The 20,660-nt window shown below is 39.8% G+C and carries 20 protein-coding genes and 1 tRNA gene; 4 read left to right on the top strand and 17 right to left on the bottom strand.

The window, feature by feature from the left end:
• Positions 1-16 precede the first annotated feature (16 nt).
• Genes AB8618_RS02895 through AB8618_RS02875 form a run of 5 tightly spaced genes read right to left on the bottom strand, consistent with a single transcriptional unit; the run spans position 17 to position 5,564 of the window.
• On the bottom strand, positions 17-1,978 hold the full coding sequence (locus AB8618_RS02895; RefSeq protein WP_413401317.1) for a response regulator: 1,962 nt from the start codon (positions 1,976-1,978) through the stop codon (positions 17-19).
• Between the two features lie 25 nt (positions 1,979-2,003).
• Complete coding sequence (locus tag AB8618_RS02890) at positions 2,004-2,465, bottom strand: response regulator (protein ID WP_010390893.1); 462 nt, start codon at positions 2,463-2,465, stop codon at positions 2,004-2,006.
• 1 nt (position 2,466) lies between these two features.
• Positions 2,467-3,951, bottom strand: coding sequence for a sensor histidine kinase (locus tag AB8618_RS02885; RefSeq protein ID WP_413401316.1), 1,485 nt, complete (start codon positions 3,949-3,951; stop codon positions 2,467-2,469).
• A 23-nt stretch (positions 3,952-3,974) separates the two neighbouring features.
• Positions 3,975-4,184 (bottom strand): histidine kinase, encoded by a 210-nt coding sequence (locus AB8618_RS02880; protein ID WP_138605223.1) that lies wholly within the window; start codon positions 4,182-4,184, stop codon positions 3,975-3,977.
• A 39-nt stretch (positions 4,185-4,223) separates the two neighbouring features.
• Positions 4,224-5,564 (bottom strand): sigma-54-dependent transcriptional regulator, encoded by a 1,341-nt coding sequence (locus AB8618_RS02875; RefSeq protein ID WP_138605225.1) that lies wholly within the window; start codon positions 5,562-5,564, stop codon positions 4,224-4,226.
• A 226-nt stretch (positions 5,565-5,790) separates the two neighbouring features.
• Between AB8618_RS02875 and AB8618_RS02870 the strand changes: the two genes are divergently transcribed.
• Positions 5,791-6,309, top strand: coding sequence for an NUDIX hydrolase (locus AB8618_RS02870; protein ID WP_413401315.1), 519 nt, complete (start codon positions 5,791-5,793; stop codon positions 6,307-6,309).
• Positions 6,310-6,313: 4 nt separating this feature from the next.
• Here AB8618_RS02870 and AB8618_RS02865 read toward each other — a convergent pair whose 3' ends face one another.
• From AB8618_RS02865 to AB8618_RS02855, 3 genes are all read right to left on the bottom strand, one after another.
• The gene (locus tag AB8618_RS02865) at positions 6,314-6,829 is read right to left on the bottom strand and encodes a YgjV family protein (RefSeq protein WP_178955157.1); all 516 of its coding nucleotides are present in this window, start codon (positions 6,827-6,829) and stop codon (positions 6,314-6,316) included.
• Positions 6,830-6,890: 61 nt separating this feature from the next.
• A complete protein-coding gene (locus AB8618_RS02860; protein ID WP_198521998.1) occupies positions 6,891-7,457 on the bottom strand; it encodes a Crp/Fnr family transcriptional regulator in 567 nt (188 codons plus the stop codon).
• A gap of 6 nt (positions 7,458-7,463) precedes the next feature.
• Positions 7,464-8,498 (bottom strand): NAD(P)H-dependent flavin oxidoreductase, encoded by a 1,035-nt coding sequence (locus tag AB8618_RS02855; RefSeq protein WP_138605231.1) that lies wholly within the window; start codon positions 8,496-8,498, stop codon positions 7,464-7,466.
• 201 nt (positions 8,499-8,699) lie between these two features.
• On the opposite strand from AB8618_RS02855, the gene AB8618_RS02850 reads away from it, so the two are divergent.
• Entirely contained in the window at positions 8,700-10,076 is a 1,377-nt protein-coding gene (locus AB8618_RS02850; RefSeq protein WP_138605232.1) for an NAD-dependent succinate-semialdehyde dehydrogenase, read from the top strand.
• A gap of 71 nt (positions 10,077-10,147) precedes the next feature.
• On the opposite strand, the gene AB8618_RS02845 is transcribed toward AB8618_RS02850, so the two are convergent.
• The 4 genes from AB8618_RS02845 to AB8618_RS02830 all read right to left on the bottom strand — a co-directional run bounded on the left by AB8618_RS02845 (position 10,148) and on the right by AB8618_RS02830 (position 12,568).
• On the bottom strand, positions 10,148-10,684 hold the full coding sequence (locus tag AB8618_RS02845; protein WP_138605233.1) for a DUF924 family protein: 537 nt from the start codon (positions 10,682-10,684) through the stop codon (positions 10,148-10,150).
• A gap of 89 nt (positions 10,685-10,773) precedes the next feature.
• Positions 10,774-11,853: an endonuclease/exonuclease/phosphatase family protein gene (locus tag AB8618_RS02840; RefSeq protein WP_138605234.1), complete on the bottom strand. Its 1,080-nt coding sequence runs from the start codon at positions 11,851-11,853 to the stop codon at positions 10,774-10,776.
• A gap of 9 nt (positions 11,854-11,862) precedes the next feature.
• A complete protein-coding gene (locus AB8618_RS02835; protein ID WP_409424750.1) occupies positions 11,863-12,246 on the bottom strand; it encodes a hypothetical protein in 384 nt (127 codons plus the stop codon).
• 73 nt (positions 12,247-12,319) lie between these two features.
• Complete coding sequence (locus tag AB8618_RS02830) at positions 12,320-12,568, bottom strand: TIGR03643 family protein (protein ID WP_041708743.1); 249 nt, start codon at positions 12,566-12,568, stop codon at positions 12,320-12,322.
• Positions 12,569-12,711: 143 nt separating this feature from the next.
• On the opposite strand from AB8618_RS02830, the gene AB8618_RS02825 reads away from it, so the two are divergent.
• Both AB8618_RS02825 and AB8618_RS02820 read left to right on the top strand, forming a co-directional pair.
• Positions 12,712-13,368 (top strand): YoaK family protein, encoded by a 657-nt coding sequence (locus AB8618_RS02825; protein WP_409424749.1) that lies wholly within the window; start codon positions 12,712-12,714, stop codon positions 13,366-13,368.
• Positions 13,369-13,425: 57 nt separating this feature from the next.
• Positions 13,426-15,495: a TonB-dependent receptor gene (locus tag AB8618_RS02820; RefSeq protein WP_413401314.1), complete on the top strand. Its 2,070-nt coding sequence runs from the start codon at positions 13,426-13,428 to the stop codon at positions 15,493-15,495.
• 56 nt (positions 15,496-15,551) lie between these two features.
• On the opposite strand, the gene AB8618_RS02815 is transcribed toward AB8618_RS02820, so the two are convergent.
• The 5 genes from AB8618_RS02815 to AB8618_RS02795 all read right to left on the bottom strand — a co-directional run bounded on the left by AB8618_RS02815 (position 15,552) and on the right by AB8618_RS02795 (position 20,659).
• Positions 15,552-16,691, bottom strand: a complete 1,140-nt coding sequence (locus AB8618_RS02815) for a Na/Pi symporter (RefSeq protein WP_008114296.1) — start codon at positions 16,689-16,691, stop codon at positions 15,552-15,554.
• Between the two features lie 396 nt (positions 16,692-17,087).
• Positions 17,088-18,350: a tyrosine--tRNA ligase gene (gene tyrS, locus AB8618_RS02810; RefSeq protein WP_409424747.1), complete on the bottom strand. Its 1,263-nt coding sequence runs from the start codon at positions 18,348-18,350 to the stop codon at positions 17,088-17,090.
• An 84-nt stretch (positions 18,351-18,434) separates the two neighbouring features.
• Complete coding sequence (locus AB8618_RS02805; RefSeq protein WP_409424746.1) at positions 18,435-19,241, bottom strand: LuxR C-terminal-related transcriptional regulator; 807 nt, start codon at positions 19,239-19,241, stop codon at positions 18,435-18,437.
• 24 nt (positions 19,242-19,265) lie between these two features.
• Positions 19,266-20,255 (bottom strand): fatty acid desaturase, encoded by a 990-nt coding sequence (locus AB8618_RS02800; RefSeq protein ID WP_055012847.1) that lies wholly within the window; start codon positions 20,253-20,255, stop codon positions 19,266-19,268.
• 319 nt (positions 20,256-20,574) lie between these two features.
• Positions 20,575-20,659: transfer RNA gene (locus tag AB8618_RS02795), tRNA-Leu, on the bottom strand.
• Between the last annotated feature and the right edge of the window lies 1 nt (position 20,660).

Raw genomic sequence — 20,660 nt, 5'->3', positions numbered from 1 at the left:
GGAAGCAAAAAGGGTGTTAAACAAGCTGATTGAGCAATGCTAAATTTATTGGTTTTAGCAATACTTGCTCTATTTCTAGTTGCCTGATATGCACGGCATCAGGCTCCATACCACTAATAATGACGCGCTTAATATCAGGGTAATGCTGCTTAATAAACCCAGCCAGCTCTAAACCGGTTCCATCTGGCAAGTGCATATCAAGCAATACTTTATCGTAATTACTGTTATGCTCAAGCCTTGCTTTACAGTCTTTAACACTTGTTGCTATATCGGTATCTACATCTAAACTTTCTAATAATAGCTGGGTAATTTGCGCGGCATCGGCATCGTCTTCTACTAATAAAAAGCACTTTTTATCATTACCTGGTTTAGGTGTTGGCTGAACCAGCGTAACTGATTGTTCTTTTTGTCCAAGCCTTAACTCTAAACATTGATAGAGTAAGTTCGAATCGACAGGTTTAGCAATCATATCGTCAAAACCTAACGCTTTGAGCTCGTTATGAATGCCTTTCATGGTGGCTGCGGTTAAAGCGATGATAGAACCTTTAAACCCTAGCTTTCTTAGCTCAATAGCGGCTTCTTTTCCGCCCATTACCGGCATGTGGATATCTAAAAATATAATATCGTAGGTAGCTTGCCCGTCTGCTAGACGTTTTTTTACTTTATCGAGTGCTTGCTTGCCATTATCAGCATAATCGACCTCAGCGCCTGCTGAACCAATTAAATGACCAACTAGCACGCGTAAATCGCGCAAATCATCAACTACCAATACTTTGCCGCTCACTTGGCAGGGGGCTACTTTTTGCTGCATATTTGGGGTTAAATCCAGCTTTAATAAATTGCGCTCTACCTGCCTGATATCACCAGGGTATAAGGAGATGGTAAACGTTGAGCCTTTACCTACATGGGAGTCTAATGAAATATCCCCCTGCATCCGACTAAGTAGTTCAGAACAAATTGCTAAGCCCAAGCCTGCACCACCTACTGAGCGCGACTCTACATCAGCTATTTGCTCAAAAGGCTTAAAGATAAGGGCTTGTTTTTCAGGAGCAATGCCTAAACCTGAGTCTTTAATACTAAAAAATAACATTTCACGCTCATCAACCATATCAGTCCACGCATTAACCACAATTTCACCTTGCTCGGTAAATTTAATCGCGTTATTGATCAGGTTAATAAGTATTTGTCGAACTCGAGTAGCATCTACACGAATGACTAATGGTAAAGGCTCCAGTGATTCAAATTTTAGTGATAAGCCTTTATCGAGCGCCGATACTCGCATTAAGGTAAATACGTCAGCCATTAGGCTATCAAGGTTAACCTCTCCTAAACTCAGTTCGAGTTTATCGACAGCAATTTTAGATAAATCCAAAACGTCATTCAGTAAACTTAATAAATGCTTACCATTACGATAAATAACACCAAGCTCGTTTTCAGCCTGCTTATTAAAGTCACTAAGCATCAACAACTCGGTATAACCTAAAATAGAAGATAGTGGTGTGCGCAATTCATGGCTTAAATGTGCTAAAAAGCGATCTTTTGAGCGATTTTCAGCTTCCGCTTTTAAACGCTCTACTCGCTCATCTTCTACATCACGGCGCGCTAATGCGTAGCGAATAGATCGAGCAAACCGGCTACCACTCATTTCGTTTTTAACTAAGTAATCAACCGCTCCGGCATCAAGTGCAGCTGAATCGAGGGCATCGTTTGATTGCCCTGTAAGCATAATAATAGGCCCACAAAAGCCATTTTTAAGCGCTTGTTTTAAAACACTCAAGCCATCAGATGCCCCTAAGCGATAATCAAGCAAGCAAATATCATGTTGATTTTTACTCAACACTTCTACCGCATGCTCAGGAGAGCTTATCCAGTCTATGTCAAACACATGGGAACTGAGCTGCTCTAAATAGTCACGAGTTAAAATGTAATCATCTTCATCGTCTTCAACCAGTAGCAGTTTCGTTGCCTTTGTTAACATAGCGTCTCCTGTTTTTATAATATGCTTAATCGTTAAACGTGCTAGGTAGCTCTACAAACTCAACCCAGTATTTACCCAGCGTTTTCATCAACTCAACTAACCCGTCAAACGTAACTGGCTTAGTTATGTAAGACGCAGCGCCTAGGTTATAACCTTTAACCATGTCTTCTTCTTGCTTAGATGTGGTTAAAATTACCACTGGAATGCCCTTTAGGTTTGGATTTGCCTTAATAGCTTCAAGCGCTTCACGACCATCCATTCTCGGCATGTTTAAATCAAGTAAAATTAAGCCTGGTCTTGGCGAGATGCTTTTATCTACAAACTTGCCTTTGCGCTCTAAATACTCCAAGAGTTCAACACCGTCTTCAACAAAATGTAATTCATTTAAAACGCGACTTTCAGCAAGCGCATCTTGGGTTAATAAACGATCATCTTCATCATCGTCTGCCATCAAAATGGTAATCGGTTTTACGTTTGTTAGTGGCATATTATGCCTCTCCTTGTAGTGTGAATAACTCTGCATTCACAGGTAATTTAATAATGAAAGTTGCCCCTTCACCTAGGGAGCTTATCGCAGCAATAGAGCCGCCATGTCGCTCTACGATTCGACGACATACAGATAAACCAATACCCGTTCCTTTATATTTTGAACGGCCATGCAAACGTTGAAATGGTACAAATATTTTATCCGCGTACTCATCAGAGAAGCCGATCCCATTATCTTTTACGGTAATAACGTGCCAGCATATCTCACTGTTATGATCTTCACTAAACTCACATACCCGTTCAAAGTCAACATTAACAACTGGGTCCACGTTAGGCGCTCTGAACTTCACTGCATTTGAAATTAAGTTTAAAAACAGCTGATGCATTTGACTTGGATCAGCCTGAATAATGGGCATCTCAACCGTAACAACCTGTGCATTACACTCATTAATCGCTATTTCTAAATCACCTTTTATATCATTCAGAATGCTGTTTAAATCGGTATCAGTAAAATCTTTACCTCGGGTCGTTACTCGAGAGAACTCTAATAAATCATTAATTAAGTTAGACATTCTTTGCGCTGCATTTTTCATGCGGGCAATATAATCAGCGCCTTTTTCGCCCAACTCGTCTTTAAACATGCTTTCAAGCCGGTCACTAAATGCTTGAATTTTCCTTAGCGGCTCTTGCAAGTCATGACTGGCAACAAAAGCAAACTCTTCTAACTCTCGGTTACTACGACTCAATTCATCAGAATACAAGGTAAGCTCTTGAGTACGTTCACTCACTTTACTGGCTAAAGTTTCATTTTGCATTTCAAGCTCGGCACGATACTCGGCCGCATTTTTTAAATTAAGCCTAGCTAATAAAAACATACCCAAAATCAACAATGCACTGGTAACTGCTGTTATACCAAAAGTGATTTTAGCTTCTTTCTTAATTTGTTCTAATTTAGAGAAGTGGCTGATTTTAAAGAGCAACTCACGCTCTTGAATATCACTAACCAATGCACGGATCTCTCTATACAGGTCACGCCCTTCATGTGTATTGAGCCTCAGAAGTGCACGCTTTTCCTTATCGTTTAATGCTAATTTAACCGTTATTTTAAGCTCAGCTATTTTAGCTTCAACCAATAGTAACAGCTGTGCAATACGCTCAGCTTGCCCGTCAATTTCAGAATGTAAGGCGCTCACATGGTTCGTTTGAGACTTTATTTGTGCGACGGCATCGTAGTAAGGCACTAAATAATCATCCGTTTGAGTTAATAAATACCCACGCTGCCCCGACTCAGCTTGCACCACCGAAAGGTGCAATTGCTCTATCGCCGTGCTTAAAATATTAGTGTTATCTAAACTTTGCTGAGTACGCGATAACCCTTGAATAGTGTTAATGGCTAAAAAAGCATTACCCACAATAATACACAGCACTATGGAAATAAATAATGCCCATACTACATTTGCTTTGCCTTGCTGTTTGCGTTTAATCATTTATCGTCCTGAATTAATTAGGGTTACTTCGATTCTGAAATAAGCTGCAAACTGTCACTGCACGCTTGGCAATTAGCAATTATTTTATCTAATGCGGCGAGTGCTTTATCTTTTGGCATATCGTTTTCAAGTACTAGCTTAATTAGCTCAGCATTCATCGAAATACGATTAAGCGGCGCACGCGCGTCGTGTACCAGCTCATTCAAAGGTTTTGTTTTTTCTGACGATGCCATCAAAATCCTCGTTTTGTTGTTATTAAATTTGCATGCTGGTTATTTATACTCGCCAATACCACCATAAGCATTTAAACGGTTGTATAAGGTTTTAGTACTAATACCCAGCATTTGTGCTGCTAATGTTTTATTACCTTGTACTTTATCGAGCGTGGCATGAATAAGTTCTTTTTCAACTTCTTCAATTGTTTGCCCTGCTGATACCTGTTTGTCTTCAGATTGAGTATTAACCCTTGAAAAAGGTGACTCTAAGTTGTCAGGTAATGTAATTGTGCTAGTTTGCGGGTCGCTCATAATAAAAGCGCGATGAATAGCATGGCGAAGTTCACGTACGTTACCTGGCCAGTCGTATGTTTGTAGCTCTTTAAGCTGTTCGTTAGCCCAGGCAAACGCTGTACCATTTTCATCGTTCAACTGCTCTAAAAATACTTTTGAGAGTAATGGAATATCTTCTTTTCGCTCTCGTAGTGGCGGTATATCAATTGGAAAAACAGCGAGTCTAAAGTAAATATCTTCACGTAAAATATTATTCTGCGCTAAATCGGTAAGGGAGCGGTTAGTCGCTGAAATAACACGGCAATTTACTGGTAACTCACGATTACCACCAACCCGTGTTACTTTTTTAGTTTCAAGTACACGCAATAAATTAGGCTGCATATCAATCGGCATTTCAGTGACTTCATCAAGAAATAACGTTCCGCCATCGGCTTGTTCAAACACGCCTTCTTTACGGGCAATAGCACCGGTAAATGCACCTTTTTCGTGACCAAATAATTCACTACCAATAAGTTCTTTTGAAAGCGCACCACAGTTACTCGCCACCAGTGGACCTTCGCATTTACTGGCATTATGAATAGCTTGCGCTACCACCTCTTTACCTGCTCCGCTTTCACCCATAAGCATAACGTTAGCATTAGTTTTAGCTACGCGCTCTATCATGGTATAAAGCTGTTGCATGGGCGCAGACTCGCCAATAAGCGTGTCAAAATGATGTGTAATGGCGGCACTTTTCGCTTTTTTAACCGTTTTTTTCGGGCCGTTTAATACTAATTCTAAATCTTCACGTTGCAGCGGCTTTAATAGATGCGACACATTAGGCTCACACATCTCAGCTAAAATACCTTTAACCGAAGGGTGACCAGAAATAAGGGTGACTTTAGGCGATTGACCAATCATTTTTAAATGATCTAATAAATGCAAGCCACTGCCATCAGGTAACATAAAATCGAGCAGCACGTGATCGAAAGTATTATTTTCAAACCACTGATGTGCTTCTTTTAAACTGGTTGCTGTATTAATGTTGTGGCCAAGAAACTCAACAATATGGCAAATAACATCGCTGAATTCGATGTCGTCATCGACTAAAAGTATATTTAACATGAATAATCCCTGTGCTTTTTCACTATTCTACTTGCCCTTTAAAGTAAATGAAAGATATACATAATTAAGGTACAAAGTGCGGCTGTTTTATTTTTAATTCAATAGTTTAATCATAAGTAGCTGTATAGGCGCTGAAATAGCGCTTATTTTATGCGGCTTATTAAATCTCTATTAAAGCAATTAATATAACTAACTGATATAATTTATTTTTATTACAGGAGTTGTTATGCGCTTATTAAAAACCTACATTCATCCCTCAATCAATATTGAGCAAGGTCGTCAATTTTCTCGCCCAACCGCTCGCGCTGTTGCATTTAAGCAACAACACATTTTACTTATGTATACTCAGCGCTATGACGACTTTAGCTTACCTGGCGGTGGAATTGACCCGCATGAAAGCATTGAACAAGGGTTGATCAGAGAACTAAGTGAAGAAACTGGCGCACAAAATATAAAAATATGTAGCGAGTTTGGGCTTTACGAAGAGTACCGCCCTTGGCACAAAGATGACTTTGATATTATTCATATACAATCATACTGCTACCTCTGCCAAATTGATGAGCAACTAGGCCAAGCACAGCTTGAACACTACGAAAAACAAAATGGCATGCAGGCTAAATGGGTTGATATTTTCCAGGCGATAGCTCATAACGAACGCACACTTGCAAACAGTGACAAGCAAGGGCTATCGATTATTCGCGAAACTTACCTGCTAAAAGCTATTGCTGCACAGTTTTTTACCTAGGTGTTTAGGGCTGAATTTGCGGTTCGCTCAGCGATTTTTTACCCACATAAAAGCGGTATAGTCCCAGTAAGTTACTACTTAAAAATAGGCTTTCCATGATTATTGCCACTGGCGAGCCGGCGAAAATATTATGTGTTATCCAAAAAGAGGTTCCCACCACCATACATAACCTTAAGTGCAAATCTCGATTTTGAAATGAAGCAATGGTTTGTATTAATGTCGCCACCAATGCAAAGGCGCTAAACCAATCTTGCCAAGTAAAATAAACGGCTAAGCAGCTGACAGCCATAAACCCAAACATAGCCCAAGTATGCTTAAAGTAAATACAATAAAAATAACGCACCGCGGCAATAAACATTAAGCAGCCAGCACTGTGATAGCCCAATATAAAAAAGTGAGCAGAGGTTAATAATACTGAGGTAAATAAACAGCTTAAAATAATTCGTCGGGACTTAAACTGAAATGAAGCTAAGTCGAGTAAAGTAGCGGCTGCTACTAACGATTGGGCAATTAAAAACATAACACTCCAAAGTATTAAGGCTTAAAAATGGGGAGTGTATAGTGCTTTATGAAAACAGCACTTAACTTAAGTTAAGTCGCTTACGAATTCGTGACAACGAAATAGCCGAAATGCCTATATACATTGCCACTTGGCTTAAGCTTAGCTGCGCCAACCAATGAGGTTTATGTTTGAGTAAATAGCAGTAACGCTGCTCGGGGCTATTAAGTAATAAAAATGCCTCTTTGGCTTCTTTAAAAATAAGTTGCTGTGCAATAAGCTGCTGCTTAATCAGTTGATACTGTGCTTGCTCAAATAGTGTTAGTGGTACTTTAATTACATTGGCTTCGTTAATCACTTTTAATTGATAAAACGCAGGTGTTGAGGTCATCCAATTGGCAAACAACAACGCAAATTCATCTTTAAAATAAAATTCTTTACACTTTTGCACGCCGTCAATGTCGTCATGGATAGCGCCTAGAACTCCGTCCACAACTAAATACCCATAACTTTGCAGATCGCCTTGTTGCACTAATACGGTATTGGGCGCTATTAGTTGCTGAGGATACTTACCAGCCAATTGCACTTTAAACTTGTTTACTAGTGCTTCATAACTGTCGCCAAGCGATAAAAGTGGATTATCAGACATTAAAAATTACCATTTTTTCATTAAAGCATGTGTAATGTCAGCCGCTGATACACCCACCCTAGGAATATATTTTTGACCACACCATAAAGGTGAAAAATCACTTTTAGCACTTTTTTCAGCTCGACTTCTTAAGGCTGTTATTGCACTGCTGGCATGTGGAAACGCAGGAACCCCATTTGGCATAGCACCTAGCTCTTGGATTACTCGATTTTGAATACCCCGAGCGGCTCTACCAGAGAACAATGTGGTCAGTGTGGTCTCATCTTGTTGCTGATCTAAAATAGCCTGTTGATGCAAAGCTGATGTTGTTGCCTCCTTGCACAGTAAATAAGCACTCCCTACTTGGACTGCACTCGCTCCTAACGCTTTAAACCGCTGAACATCATCGGCTGAAGCAATGCCACCAGCAGCAATAATAGGTAGTGATATATGCTTAACACAACGCTTAACTAACTGCTCAGTAGTTTGTTGTAAGCTTAAATCCATAGATAAAAAATGCCCTCGATGGCCACCAGCTTCTATACCCTGAGCAATAATCCCATCAGCGCCATTTTCACTAAGCCAAATAGCTTCATCTAAAGTGGTAGCCGTTGAAATTACTTTAGTGCCCCAGCTTTTTATTTGCGCCACAATAGTTTGCCCAGGTAAACCAAAATGAAAACTCACAACTGCTGGCTTATAAGGTGCAATTATATCAACAATCGATTGATTTATAGGTTGACGAGAAGCCCCTGCAGTTAAGCTTTGCGGGTCAATTTTATACTCTGTAAAGTAAGCGGCAAGTAATGCATGCCAGCACTGTTGTTGCGCGGATGTGTAGTCAGCAACTGCATGACAAAAAAAGTTAAGATTAAACGGCTTTGTTGTTTTGTGGCTAAGTATTTCTAGCTGCTCAACTAATTGTGCTGGGGATAACATAGCGCAAGGCAAAGAGCCTAACCCTCCAGCCTCACTTACAGCAAGAGCAAGCTGCTCGTTTTGAACACCCGCCATAGGTGCCTGAATTATCGGTAAAGCGGTATTAAACAATGATGGCTTCATTTGAACTCTCCCTGTAACTTTTTCAACAACTTGCAGTATTTACAGAACCATAGCAAAAACAGCAAGCAAACAACATCTAGATTTTAGTCATAAGTAATGTAAAAACTATTACTAACAGGTAGTTATGATTTTTTTAATATCGAGAAACTAACTGGCTTTGGTTTTGCACCTACCCTATTACATAATTTGTTAGGAGGTAAAATGAGTAACACAGTTGATACGATCAATCCCGCAACAGAGCAAGTCATTAATAGCTATACACTGCTTTCTCAAGCTCAAGCAGAGCAAGTGATCGAAAAATCTCATGAAACATACTTAACATGGCGATTAACCTCGTTTACCGAGCGCGCACAACATCTAAATAAATTAGCCTCTTTATTTGAAAGTCAAAAAGAAGCCTTAGCAAAACTAATGACCGAAGAAATGGGTAAAGTCTATGAGCAAGGCTTCCAAGAAGTTCAGCTTTGTGCTGACATTTGTCGTTATACCGCTGAACATGGCGCCGATATGCTTAGCGACGAGGAGCGCGACATGCAAGGCGGTCGTGCAATAATAAGCTATCGCCCTACCGGCGTACTGCTGGGTATTCAGCCGTGGAACTTCCCACTTTATCAGGTTATTAGATACAGTGCCGCAAACATTATGGCGGGTAATACCACGGTATTAAAACACGCCGGTAATGTATTTGGTATGGCTGAGAAAATTGAAACGCTATTTTTACAAGCAGGCTTTCCTGAACACTGCTTTAGCAACTTACTGGTTGATGGTAAAACTGCCAGCGCCCTTATTTCACACTCAGCGATTAGTGGCGTAACCTTTACTGGAAGTGATGGCACAGGTAAAAAAGTGGCAGAGCAAGCTGCCAAGCATGTTAAAAAAACCGTGCTAGAACTGGGTAGTAACGATGCTTTTGTGGTACTTGACGACGCTGATTTAGCCCTTGCAGTTAAAGCATGTTTACAAGGACGTATTATTAATAACGGCCAAACCTGTGTTGCCGCGAAGCGCTTTGTGGTGGTTGATTCACTCTACAATGACTTCAAAGAAGCACTAAGCCAGCAGTTTAAGGCGATAAAAATGGGCGACCCAATGGATGAAGATACTGAACTAGGTCCTATGGCACGCGAAGATTTACGCGATAAAATTCATCAGCAAGTACAAGACTCTGTCAATGCAGGTGCAAAAGTACTTGTAGGCGGCGAAATACCGCAAAAAACAGGTTATTACTACCCCCCAACCGTGCTGGAAAACCTTAAACCGGGTATGCCTGCGTATGACGATGAGCTATTTGGTCCTGTCGCATCTTTAATTAAAGCCAAAGATAACGACGACGCTATGCGTATCGCTAATGATTCGCGCTATGGACTAGGCGGCGGTATATTTTCAAAAGATGAGAAGAAAGCCATTGAACTGGCCAAAAAGTATTTTGACACCGGCATGATCAATATTAATGGCTATGGTTTGGCACAACCAAACCTACCATTTGGTGGTGTTAAAGACAGCGGTTATGGCCGAGAGCATGGTGGCTTTGGGATTCGCGAATTTGTGAATGTTAAAAGCATCATGATTCACAGCTAATATCAGGTATCAGGTTAGTAAAATTAAGCACCGCGCTTGTCGCAAGCGTGGTGTTTTTTTGTCTAATAAATTTAAAAACCTGAGTTAGGCTGCTTTAAAAATTCAAGCTCTTCTTTGGTAGAATCCCGCCCCAGTATCTTATTACGATGCGGATAACGATTAAATCTATCGATAATCGCCTTATGCTGATACTCAAAATCTAAGTTATTTTGAATACCTAACGCTTTATATAACTTCACTGCTTCCTTATGAATTAGCTTTGATTCGCTGTGCATAAAAGGCATATACAAAAATACGCGTTGCTCATCCGTCAATTCCTTATCAAACCCTTTCGCAATAGCGGTTTGCGCTAACGCTAGAGCTAATGCATCACAGGCAAATGCTGCGGGCTTTTCACGGTAAATATTACGTGAGAACTGATCAAGCACAATAATTTCCGCAAGACTACCTATCGCGCTTTCACGCCAATCAAATAACTCATTTACACTTGCTTGATGATGCAATTTACCAAAACGAGTTTTAATTTGTGCATCAAGCCCATCGTCTTTTTGCCACCACTGTTTAGGCTCAAGCTCGGTAAACCAAAAGTCGATAATTTTATTAAACATAATGAATCTCTTTGTTAATTAACGCTAAACCAAATAGTTTGCTACAAAAAACTTCGTCTAAAACCTTTAACCTAATATCTGTACTATACCTAGCCCTTTTCAAACATAGGTACTTTGCGTTTATCTGCTTTGCTCATTGCCAGCTCTTGTATATCTTGCTGCTTTTGCTCGCTTGGTTTTGTTTCTAGGGATTGCTGATTAGCATCTTCAAATACCAATTCGGTTAATAAGGCAAAATGATCGGAGCCATATTTAGCAAGGCGCTTTATTCGTTTTACACTAAAGCCTTTTGAGTGAAATAAATGATCAAGCGGCCAACGCATAAAAAAGTAATTAGCATGAAAAGTATTAAAAAAACCACGGCCTTTACGGGGGTCTAAAAATCCACTAATTTGCATAAATAAACGAGTACTGCGTGACCAAGCAACATCATTTAAATCGCCAGCGACTATCGTAGGGCGAGTTGAACCTTTAAGGGCTTTAGCCACCATTATTAATTCGCTATCGCGTGGACGTGATGAATCTTCTTCGGTTGGGCTTGGTGGCGCGGGATGAATAAAATGCCCCTGCATTTTTAACCCTTGGTGGTTTTCAAATAAAATATGAATAGAAGGAATGTCATCTTCTATAAGTGCACAAATTTGTGCATCGAGTATGTTAAATTTACTAAATACATGCATGCCGTAGCGGTTATCTTTTGGGCACTGTACTTGATAAGGGTAGTTTTTTTTAAGCACGGACAATTTATCTTGCCACCAACTATCGCTTTCTAAAGTGATGAGTAAATCGGGCTGATATTTATCGACTAAGTTAATTAACTGCTCACTATGTCGATTCGACATCAGTACATTAGCGGATAAAATTCTGATGCTATGATCACTACTTTTTGGCGCTGTTAATACTTCTTTTTTAGCAAACCAAGTGTAGGGATAAATCCACTTAGCTTGAAGCGCACAGATAATTAAAGCAACAGCCGCTATTAATGAGTATGTAATAAAGTCGCTTTGCCACATACCTATTAGTGCCACGATAATTACAGCGCTTGCTAGGTAGCACACCTGCAAGCGCACAAAGTCGCAACTACGTATCAAGTAATGCTGACTGTATGACAGGGGTAATAACGTTATTAACAACAACAAGCCAGTAACTATGACCAATACGGTGAGCATTTATAAATCCTAATAGCGCTGTAAAATAGAGAGTATTTCACGAGTGTCGTGCACTAAGTGAATAATAGTGCGATCAACTTCAACTCGTACAGTGTCTCTTTCTCGGTCTATTACTCTAGCACGCTTATAAATGTCATGCCCAAGGATATCACCTTGATGATAAGATCTGTGCCACCCTGGTGGAGTCCACCCTTGACGAATTAACTGCTTGGCTTGTTTCTTAGAAAGCCATTTTTTATTATGGTATTGGTTATATTTTTGCTTTTTCCAGTGATGCCTGTTTGCGTGTTTATTCGCATGCTTGCCTGCATGTTTGTCTTTGTGTGGTACAGCAAATGCGTTTGTTGCCGTTAGCGCAAAAACCATTACTAAAATACTGATTAGTGATTTCATGGCGATTCTCCAGTGTGATCATTACTGAAGAGTATTAACGGCTAAGCCTGAACATTACATGAAATGAGAAAAATTAACGTTGCTTGTACTGTGTTTTACAATGACTGCGCATAATCGCGGGGTCGCGTAACTTTAGGTGTTTAGTTTTACGCCCAGCATGGCGCTTACGCCATACTTTAAATGAGCCGCTAGAGATATGCTCCCGCATAAAATTAACTAATTGAGAGTAATTTAGCCCATACAGATTTTCAATAGCTTCAAATGGCGTTCTGTCTTCCCATGCCATTTCTATAATGCGTGATTGCTGTTCTTGGTTAAACATATTAATTCCAAATTTGGTTAATACGCAAAAGTTAAATTTAGCGATCATCACTTGCTTGTGATGTTAAAAATATAACCTCTTTTCATTTATTAACTTTAATTAAGTGTATGATTAATCTACACACTGAAACCGGAGCTAAAAGGATGTTTACAAAACTACCTAAGTGGGTCGAATATGGTGCGTTTACCCTCGCTTTTATTGCCGGTATGGTAAACGCAGTAGGTTTATTAGGGTTTGAACAGCAAGCAATTTCTCACGTTTCAGGGTCGGTGACTTCATTAGCTATTGAACTTACTACCAACATCAAGGCGGCGTTATTTTTAATTGCGATTGTACTGAGTTTTATATTTGGCTCGGCATTAACAGGCTTAATGCTTTCAGGCGGTTCACTTAAGCTAGGCCGCCATTACGATACGCTCTTATTTATTGAGGGTATTTTACTGCTGTTAAGCGCACAGCTACTTCAATATTCTTACCCTTACGCACTTACACTTGCTTCTGCGGCCTGCGGCTTACAAAATGCTTTAGCCACTAACTACAGCGGCGCAGTTGTGCGAACCACTCACTTAACCGGTATTTTTACCGATCTGGGTTTGATGTTTGGTAAAGCCCTAAAAGGCGAAGCTTTTGACAATAGAAAATGCTTGGTCTTTGTATTAATTATTGCCGGGTTTTTAGCCGGCGGAATAATAGGTGTATTACTATTTAAACATTACTCAGTGCTTACTTTAGTTTTTCCGGGTATTTTTTGTATTGTTTTATCGATTACTTATCGGGTTTATAGGTTGAGTGTGCTTTAACCAATTCACAAAATCCCCTACCCTGAACTTATCAAATTGCCATTGTGCTAGGAATTTATGAAATATTACTATTTACCCCCTTTGTTGTTATGCAGTCAGTTAGGTTTAGTTAATAGTGCGTGTGCTGAAGATACCGCACAATCAATTGAACGTATCACTACCACAGCATCACGTAGTGAAGCATTATCCACGCCATTACCCTTAGTGATCAGTGTATTAAGTGAATCACAGCTTGAACTTATAGCTCCTACCCACGTAGAAGAAGCGCTGCAACGCGTTGCAGGTGCCAATGTGCAACGTGGAAATGGCCAAGAGTATTTACCGGCTCTGCGCTCGCAAGTACTTTCTGGTACGGGCGCTTGTGGTGGTGTTTTAACTGCTGAAGATGGTATAGCCCTTCGTGCAGCGGGTTTTTGTAATATCAATGAACTATTCGAAGCGCATAGCGAAATGGCAGAGCGTATTGAAGTATTAAAAGGCCCAGGTTCTGCACTTTATGGTTCTAATGCAGTGCATGGTGTAATTAACGTTATTACCCCTGATACTACGCAGGATGGTGGTTTACTAGGCTTTGATTATGGCTCTTATGGTTATGCTCGCTATAAATTACGTGCCGGCCATGCCATGGATAATTCAGGCCTAGGTATTAATGCTAGTTTTACGGATGATAGCGGTTATCGAGATGATGAAAGCGTAAAGCAACAAAAAATAAATGTGCGCCATCGCTATAATAATAACAACTTAAGCTTAGTTTCTGGGCTTACGTATACTAATTTAGATCAACAAACTGCTGGTTATATTAGCGGTTTTCAAAGCTATAAAGATGAAGATATAGCACAGCAAAACTTTGATCCCGACGCCTTTAGAAAAGCTCGCTCGCTTAGGGCTTGGAGTAAAGCTAGCTGGCAATTAGGAGAGAACACTCTAGTTGTTACTCCTTATATTCGTGACCAAAGCATGGACTTTTTTAAACACTTTTTACCCGGCACACCACTTGAAAAAAATAGCCAAACTGGGTTTGGTCTACAATCGCTTTATCAGCATTATGTGAACGACAATACCAACTTAAAGCTTGGTTTTGATGGTGAGTTTACCCAAGCCGATTTTTTACAAACCCAAGATAAACCGATCCAAGGTTCTGCGTTTTTAGTAGCCACAGTACCGCAAGGTAAACATTACGATTACAAAGTTGATGCCACCTTATATGCCCCATTTGCCGCTATTGATTGGCAGCTAAATAATTGGCTTATAACCGCAGGTGTACGTTATGAACATATGCAATATGACTATCAAAACAATATGCTTACAGGGCGTACAAAAGAAAATGGCAGTGAATGTGGTTTTGGTGGCTGTCGTTATAGTCGCCCCGAGAGCACTAAAAACAGCTTTAGTAATCTTTCGCCAAAACTCGGTGTGAGCTATCAGCTTAATATTAACAATACATTATACGCTAACTTTTCAAGAGGCTATAGAGCCCCACAAGCAGCTGAGCTTTACCAATTACAACGCGAGCAAAGTACTGCCGACTTAGACGCAGAAATAGCAAATAATGCTGAGTTAGGTATTAAAGGGGTGTACAACAATACTCGCTACGGTTTGTCGGCTTATGCGATGAGCAAGCACAATACCATCTACCGTGACAGTGACTTTTTTACTGTTAATGACGGCCAAACTCGACATCGCGGCATTGAGCTTGAGTTAGCGCATAGCTTTAATCAGCACTTATCGGTTAACTTCGCAGGCACTTATGCCAAGCATACGTATTCGAATGAGCAAATCATCGGCAGTATTAATATTAAAGGTAACGATATTGATACCGCACCTCGAAAGGTCGCTAATATCGATTTTAACTGGCAAGCCAACGAGCATGTTAGTCTTGCTCTGCAATGGCACTATGTGAGTCGCTACTTTACCGACCCTGAAAACTTACATGAATATCAAGGCCACGATATTTTAAGCTTGCGCGGCCAATGGCAAATAAGCCCACAATTATTACTCAGTGCGCGAATAATAAATCTAACCAACACGGCTTACGCACAGCGCGCCGATTACACTAGTTTTACTGGCGATCGTTACTTCCCAGGAAAACCGCGTAATGCCATGCTGTCTGTAAGTTACCAATGGTAAAACAAAAAATGCGCTATATAAGCTATATAGCGCATTCTTTTTATTCATCTATTTGCTTATCTAACGGCCAGTACAATTAAACCTGGCACCACAAAGAATGACCCTAACACATAGCCTAATGCAGCTGATTTATTTTTTGTACCAATTTCGGCTAGCTTTTCGGCTAACTTAAGCGGAATTTCACGTAGTACAGGAATTCCGTAAATTAGTGCAACCGCAAATACATTAAACATAACGTGTACTAAAGCAATCGTTAGCGCCACTTCAGCCATAGGCCCTGTAATTGATGTGGCAGCTAATAAAGCGGTAATGGTTGTACCAATATTAGCGCCTAGCGTAAATGGATAGATTTGACGTGTAGTAAACACACCACTTCCAGCAAGTGGGATCATTAAACTCGTTGTGGTTGACGACGACTGAACCATAACTGTTACCGCCGCACCTGATGTGATACCCGCGATAGGCCCGCGCCCAATTGCACCATGCAGTATATCTTTTGCAGTGCCAACCAATGCTTTTTTAAGTAGTTTACCTAATGTAGTTACGGCAAATAAAATCAAACAAATACCTGCTATAACCATCGCTGCACCTAGCATTTTTGTGTCTAGGAAGCTAAATGCGTCTTTTATTACACCCACAGCTGGTTTAACAAGTGGTTTAATAAAGTTGTAGCTCTTTAATGATAAGTCAGCATCACCAATAAATAGGTGCGACAGAGCAGCGGACATTTTTTGCAGCAAACCAAACATTATCTCAAGCGGTAAAAATATAATAACGGCAAATAAATTAAAGAAATCATGAACCGTTGATGCTGCAAACGCACGTTGAAACTCTTCTTTAGAGCGAATATGACCAATAGACACTAAGGTGTTAGTAATAGTCGTACCAATATTTGCGCCCATTACCATTGGAATCGCAATACTTAACGGTAAGCCGCCAGCAACAAGGCCCACTATTACTGAGGTAACCGTTGATGACGATTGCACTAAAGCCGTTGCCAAAGCACCTAATAATAATGCGATAAACGGGTTGGTTGCGAATGCAAAAATTTCTTTTGCTCCCTCAGTACCGCCCGACGCTAATTTAAAACCACCACTGACAGTACCAACGGCTACTAGGACTAAATAAACTAAAAAGGCGATAGCAGCCCAGTTAAGCGTTTTTATTAATAGCGTATTGCGCTTTGATTCACTCATGTTTAAATCTCAATTTTTGTCTTGCCGATTATGGCATTTTGATGACGTTTTTGTTTCAGAGCGCATTAGAACACCTAAATATTACAGAAATATTTCAATTCGATTAACGTGCTTGAGTGAGTAAAGAGATTAATACAAAGAAACAACTCGTGCGCACAGCGCTATTAAAAACAGATAGCAAAGTTACTTTATTATCAGCCACTTAAAAAAGTTACTTTTAACTTAGCATTTCACAGTGATTTACAAATGCCTACAAAACACATTAATAACGGCAATTAAATTATTAATTACCGTTATTGTAATGAGAAAAAACAATGAAGACTTTTAAAAAACTCAAGTAGTTTGGATTAAGAATAACCCCTAAAACCACATAAAAAATCACCATTAGAGGGAAATTCAATTGAGTTTAATTAACCTAAATTGTTTTTTACCTCGCTGTATTAACCAAAAACGTTGATGCAATGCCAAATTTAACTGACTATGATCAGCCGAAATTGTTTCACCATTAATTTTTACTGCGTTTGCAGCTATCAGTTCTCTTGCGGCACGCTTAGAGTTTGCTAAACCACTGAGAACCAATAGCGCGGAGGTGGTTATATTAATTTCAGTAAGGGTTATTACTGGTAAGCCGTCTTGTTCTAATTGTGCTAAATCATTTAAATTTAAGGTTTGTACTTGTCCATTAAATAACAACTCAGTGATACGCTGCGCACTTGCCAAGCCTTCTTCAGCATGAACAAAACGGGTTAATTGCTCAGCTAAAATGCGCTGTGCTTGAGGCTTTTGGCCGCTTATCTTATCGTTTGCTTCTATGGCCTCAATTTCTTTAACTGATAAAAAAGTATAAAAACGCAAAAAGTTATACACATCAGCATCTTCACAATTTAACCAAAACTGATAAAAGCGATACGGCGAGGTTTTTTTAGGGTCGAGCCAAATAGCACCGCCCTCAGTTTTTCCAAATTTTGTACCATCTGACTTAGTAATAAGTGGCAGTGTTAAACCAAACACTGTTTGCTGGTTTAAACGGCGGGTTAAATCAATTCCACTGACAATATTACCCCACTGATCGTTACCGCCTATCTGCAAAGTACAATTTAACTCACTATTGAGCTTTGCAAAGTCATACGACTGCAATAAGGAGTAACTAAATTCAGTAAACGACAACCCTTGCTCTGGACGTTGCAAACGTTGTTTTACTGACTCACGGTTGATCATGGTATTAATTGAAAAGTGTTTACCTACATCACGAAAAAAGTCTAATACATCAATACAGCTAAACCAGTCAGCGTTATTTTTTATCTGCAGTGGCTTGTTTAAATGCGGACCAAGTACACTTTCAACTTGGTTTGCAAGCGCTGTCACCCATTGTGACACCGTTTGTTTAGTATTTAGGCTACGCTCAGTGACTTTAAAACTCGGGTCACCAATCAACCCTGTAGCACCCCCAATTAATGCCACACCTTGATGCCCTGCATCCATAAAACGCTTTAGCATTATTAATGGTACTAAGTGCCCTATGTGTAAGCTACCTGCGGTAGGATCGAAGCCACAGTAAACCACCTGTGGAGTTTTAAGCTTATGGGTTAATTGCTCAATATTACTCACTTGAGAGACTAAACCACGCTGCATAATGTCGCTAAGTAAATGTGCTGTCATCGTATTTCTCAAAATTATCTATAAGAAAAATACTAATTAAACTCAGCGATGTGCACTATATCCCTAAAGGGACATAAACGCGCTTTATTTTGTCAGCATTAAATGGTTTAAAAACAGTCGGAAGAATTCACTCAGTGAAGCAACGTTTAACTGTGCATATATACGTTTACGATGGTTTTTAACTGTACCTAGGGCGATCCCAAGCTGAGAAGCAATATCTGCGGAGTCGCAACCTTGCACAATTAGACAAGCAACCTGATGCTCTCGTTGAGTGAGTTGTTGGTTAGCAAATGATGTGAGGGCATTTTCTATAAGCTGCCCAGTAACTGAACTATTAAATTGATTTAATAGTAATTTTTGGCTACCCCAATGTTGGCTACACAGTGCTTTTATTAAATTAAAATGTGCTATTAATTGCTGCTTTTGCAACGCACTAAAGCGCTGGTTATTGGATAATAAACCAAGGTAAATAACAATCGAGCGACCGTTACCTATATTAGTACAAATACTTAGCTCATCAGTCCAGTCAGTGTGAGTATAAAACTGCTGTTGATATGCCTTAAAGGTCAGTTCATCTTGATAACGAGCTATATCAGCGAGCCGAAATACTCCTTCCTCAGCTTTACTAATCAGTTCAGTATAAAAAGGGTCGTTTACAAACGAGTTAGTAAGGTAGCGCTGAAATAAAAGTTCACGCTGTTTCTCGATAGAATCGAATAAATAAATGGGATGCTTATTTACTCTGCAAGCCAATACAACCGCACAATCAAACTCAACAATAAGGGCAATGTAATTAACCAGCTTTTGCGCAAAACTGGTCCCCTTTATAGCTTGTACACATTGCGCTAACGCATCTTGCTGAGTTAATTGCTGCTGCGAGTCCGACTGCATTATGATGCCATTTTACACTGAGTATCACTGATACAAGTTTGCTTGCTTAATACTGGCAAAATCATTAAAACGCACGCCGTGTTGGCGCATCACTTCAAGGATTTTTTTACTGATCATTTGTCGTAAATAAAACGGCTGATTCGGCACAAAATGATGAATAGTATGAGTATGCCCAAAGTTAAAGCAAAATAAATTAAATGGCATAAACAAACGGCTGGTGATGACGTGAGTTTGTTCAAGCATATTATTAACACCGCCGTAATAATGCATACTTGAAGTAACAAAATTAAGGGAGCTCGAACGTACAATATTAGGCACAATCAGCACCACCATTAGAAATTCAAACACATTCATTGCATCAAGCAGCAATACAGGTGAATTAGCAGCCAGTGGAGTGAACAAATTAACTAAGTGAAACACAATTACGCTATATAAAATGGCGAAATACGCAGTAGTAATGGGAAAACCTGCATTAAACACTTTAAAGAAGCTAAACCCATTAATTTCTTTACTAAAACGTTTTGCATTAATTAATAAACCGAGTAATCCATCAACAATTACCAAGGCACGTAAAAACGGATTTTTAATACCATTACCTACCAAACGCTCTTCTAAATCTTGCTCAGTACCCGACGTTTTGTGATGATGTAAATGCATCTTGCGACGGTACCATGGGCTTATGGTATTAGGACGCATCAGCCACACGGTTAACATCATAAAATTATGCAAAAATGGTTGGTTGCTAAAGTACTGTTTGTGGATTAAGTCATGCTCAAGCTCATGGGAAATTGAGGTAGCAATGGCCGCTAAAATAATGCATAGCCAAGCGGGAATAATAGCAAAATAATACAGCGTGCCAATTCCGATTAATGCACTCAAAGAAAGTAATAAAATAGCCATTCCTAAGGTATTTTGATGCATTAATAGCGGGTGTTTTTTACGCAGTAAGGCTTCTTCAGCCTTAATCGCTTTTACAATGGCTTGAATATTCTGTTTTGCGGTTAGTTGAGTCATGATGTTTTATTCGCAACAAGAGGTTGAGGTATATAATACCCGAGTCAAAACACATTGCATAACTTAGCACACCCGTATCAATGAAAAATACGATTAAAGTCAGGCCTGTGTTTACTATCTAACCTTAGTTCTGGATAAGAAACCTATCTCAAGCAGAGGTTAAGGTTAGGTAAACCAAAACGTTTACAGGCCAAGTTTAGATCAAAACCTACTGCTTATAAAAGTAGCAATGTTGGACACATTTTTTGTAATTAAAATCCGGCGACTCAAATCTTAGGCATAAAAAAACCCCAACCAATTTGGTCGGGGCTATAAAAAGTGGTACCAGCGGCCGGACTTGAACCGGCACGCCTTGCGGCAGGGGATTTTGAATCCCCCATGTATACCAATTTCATCACGCTGGCA

It is taken from the genome of Pseudoalteromonas sp. RW-H-Ap-1, assembly GCF_048318575.1.
GTDB lineage: Bacteria > Pseudomonadota > Gammaproteobacteria > Enterobacterales > Alteromonadaceae > Pseudoalteromonas.
The sequence above is the reverse complement of the archived record's forward strand: the minus strand, read 5'-3'. Positions and strand labels throughout refer to the sequence as shown.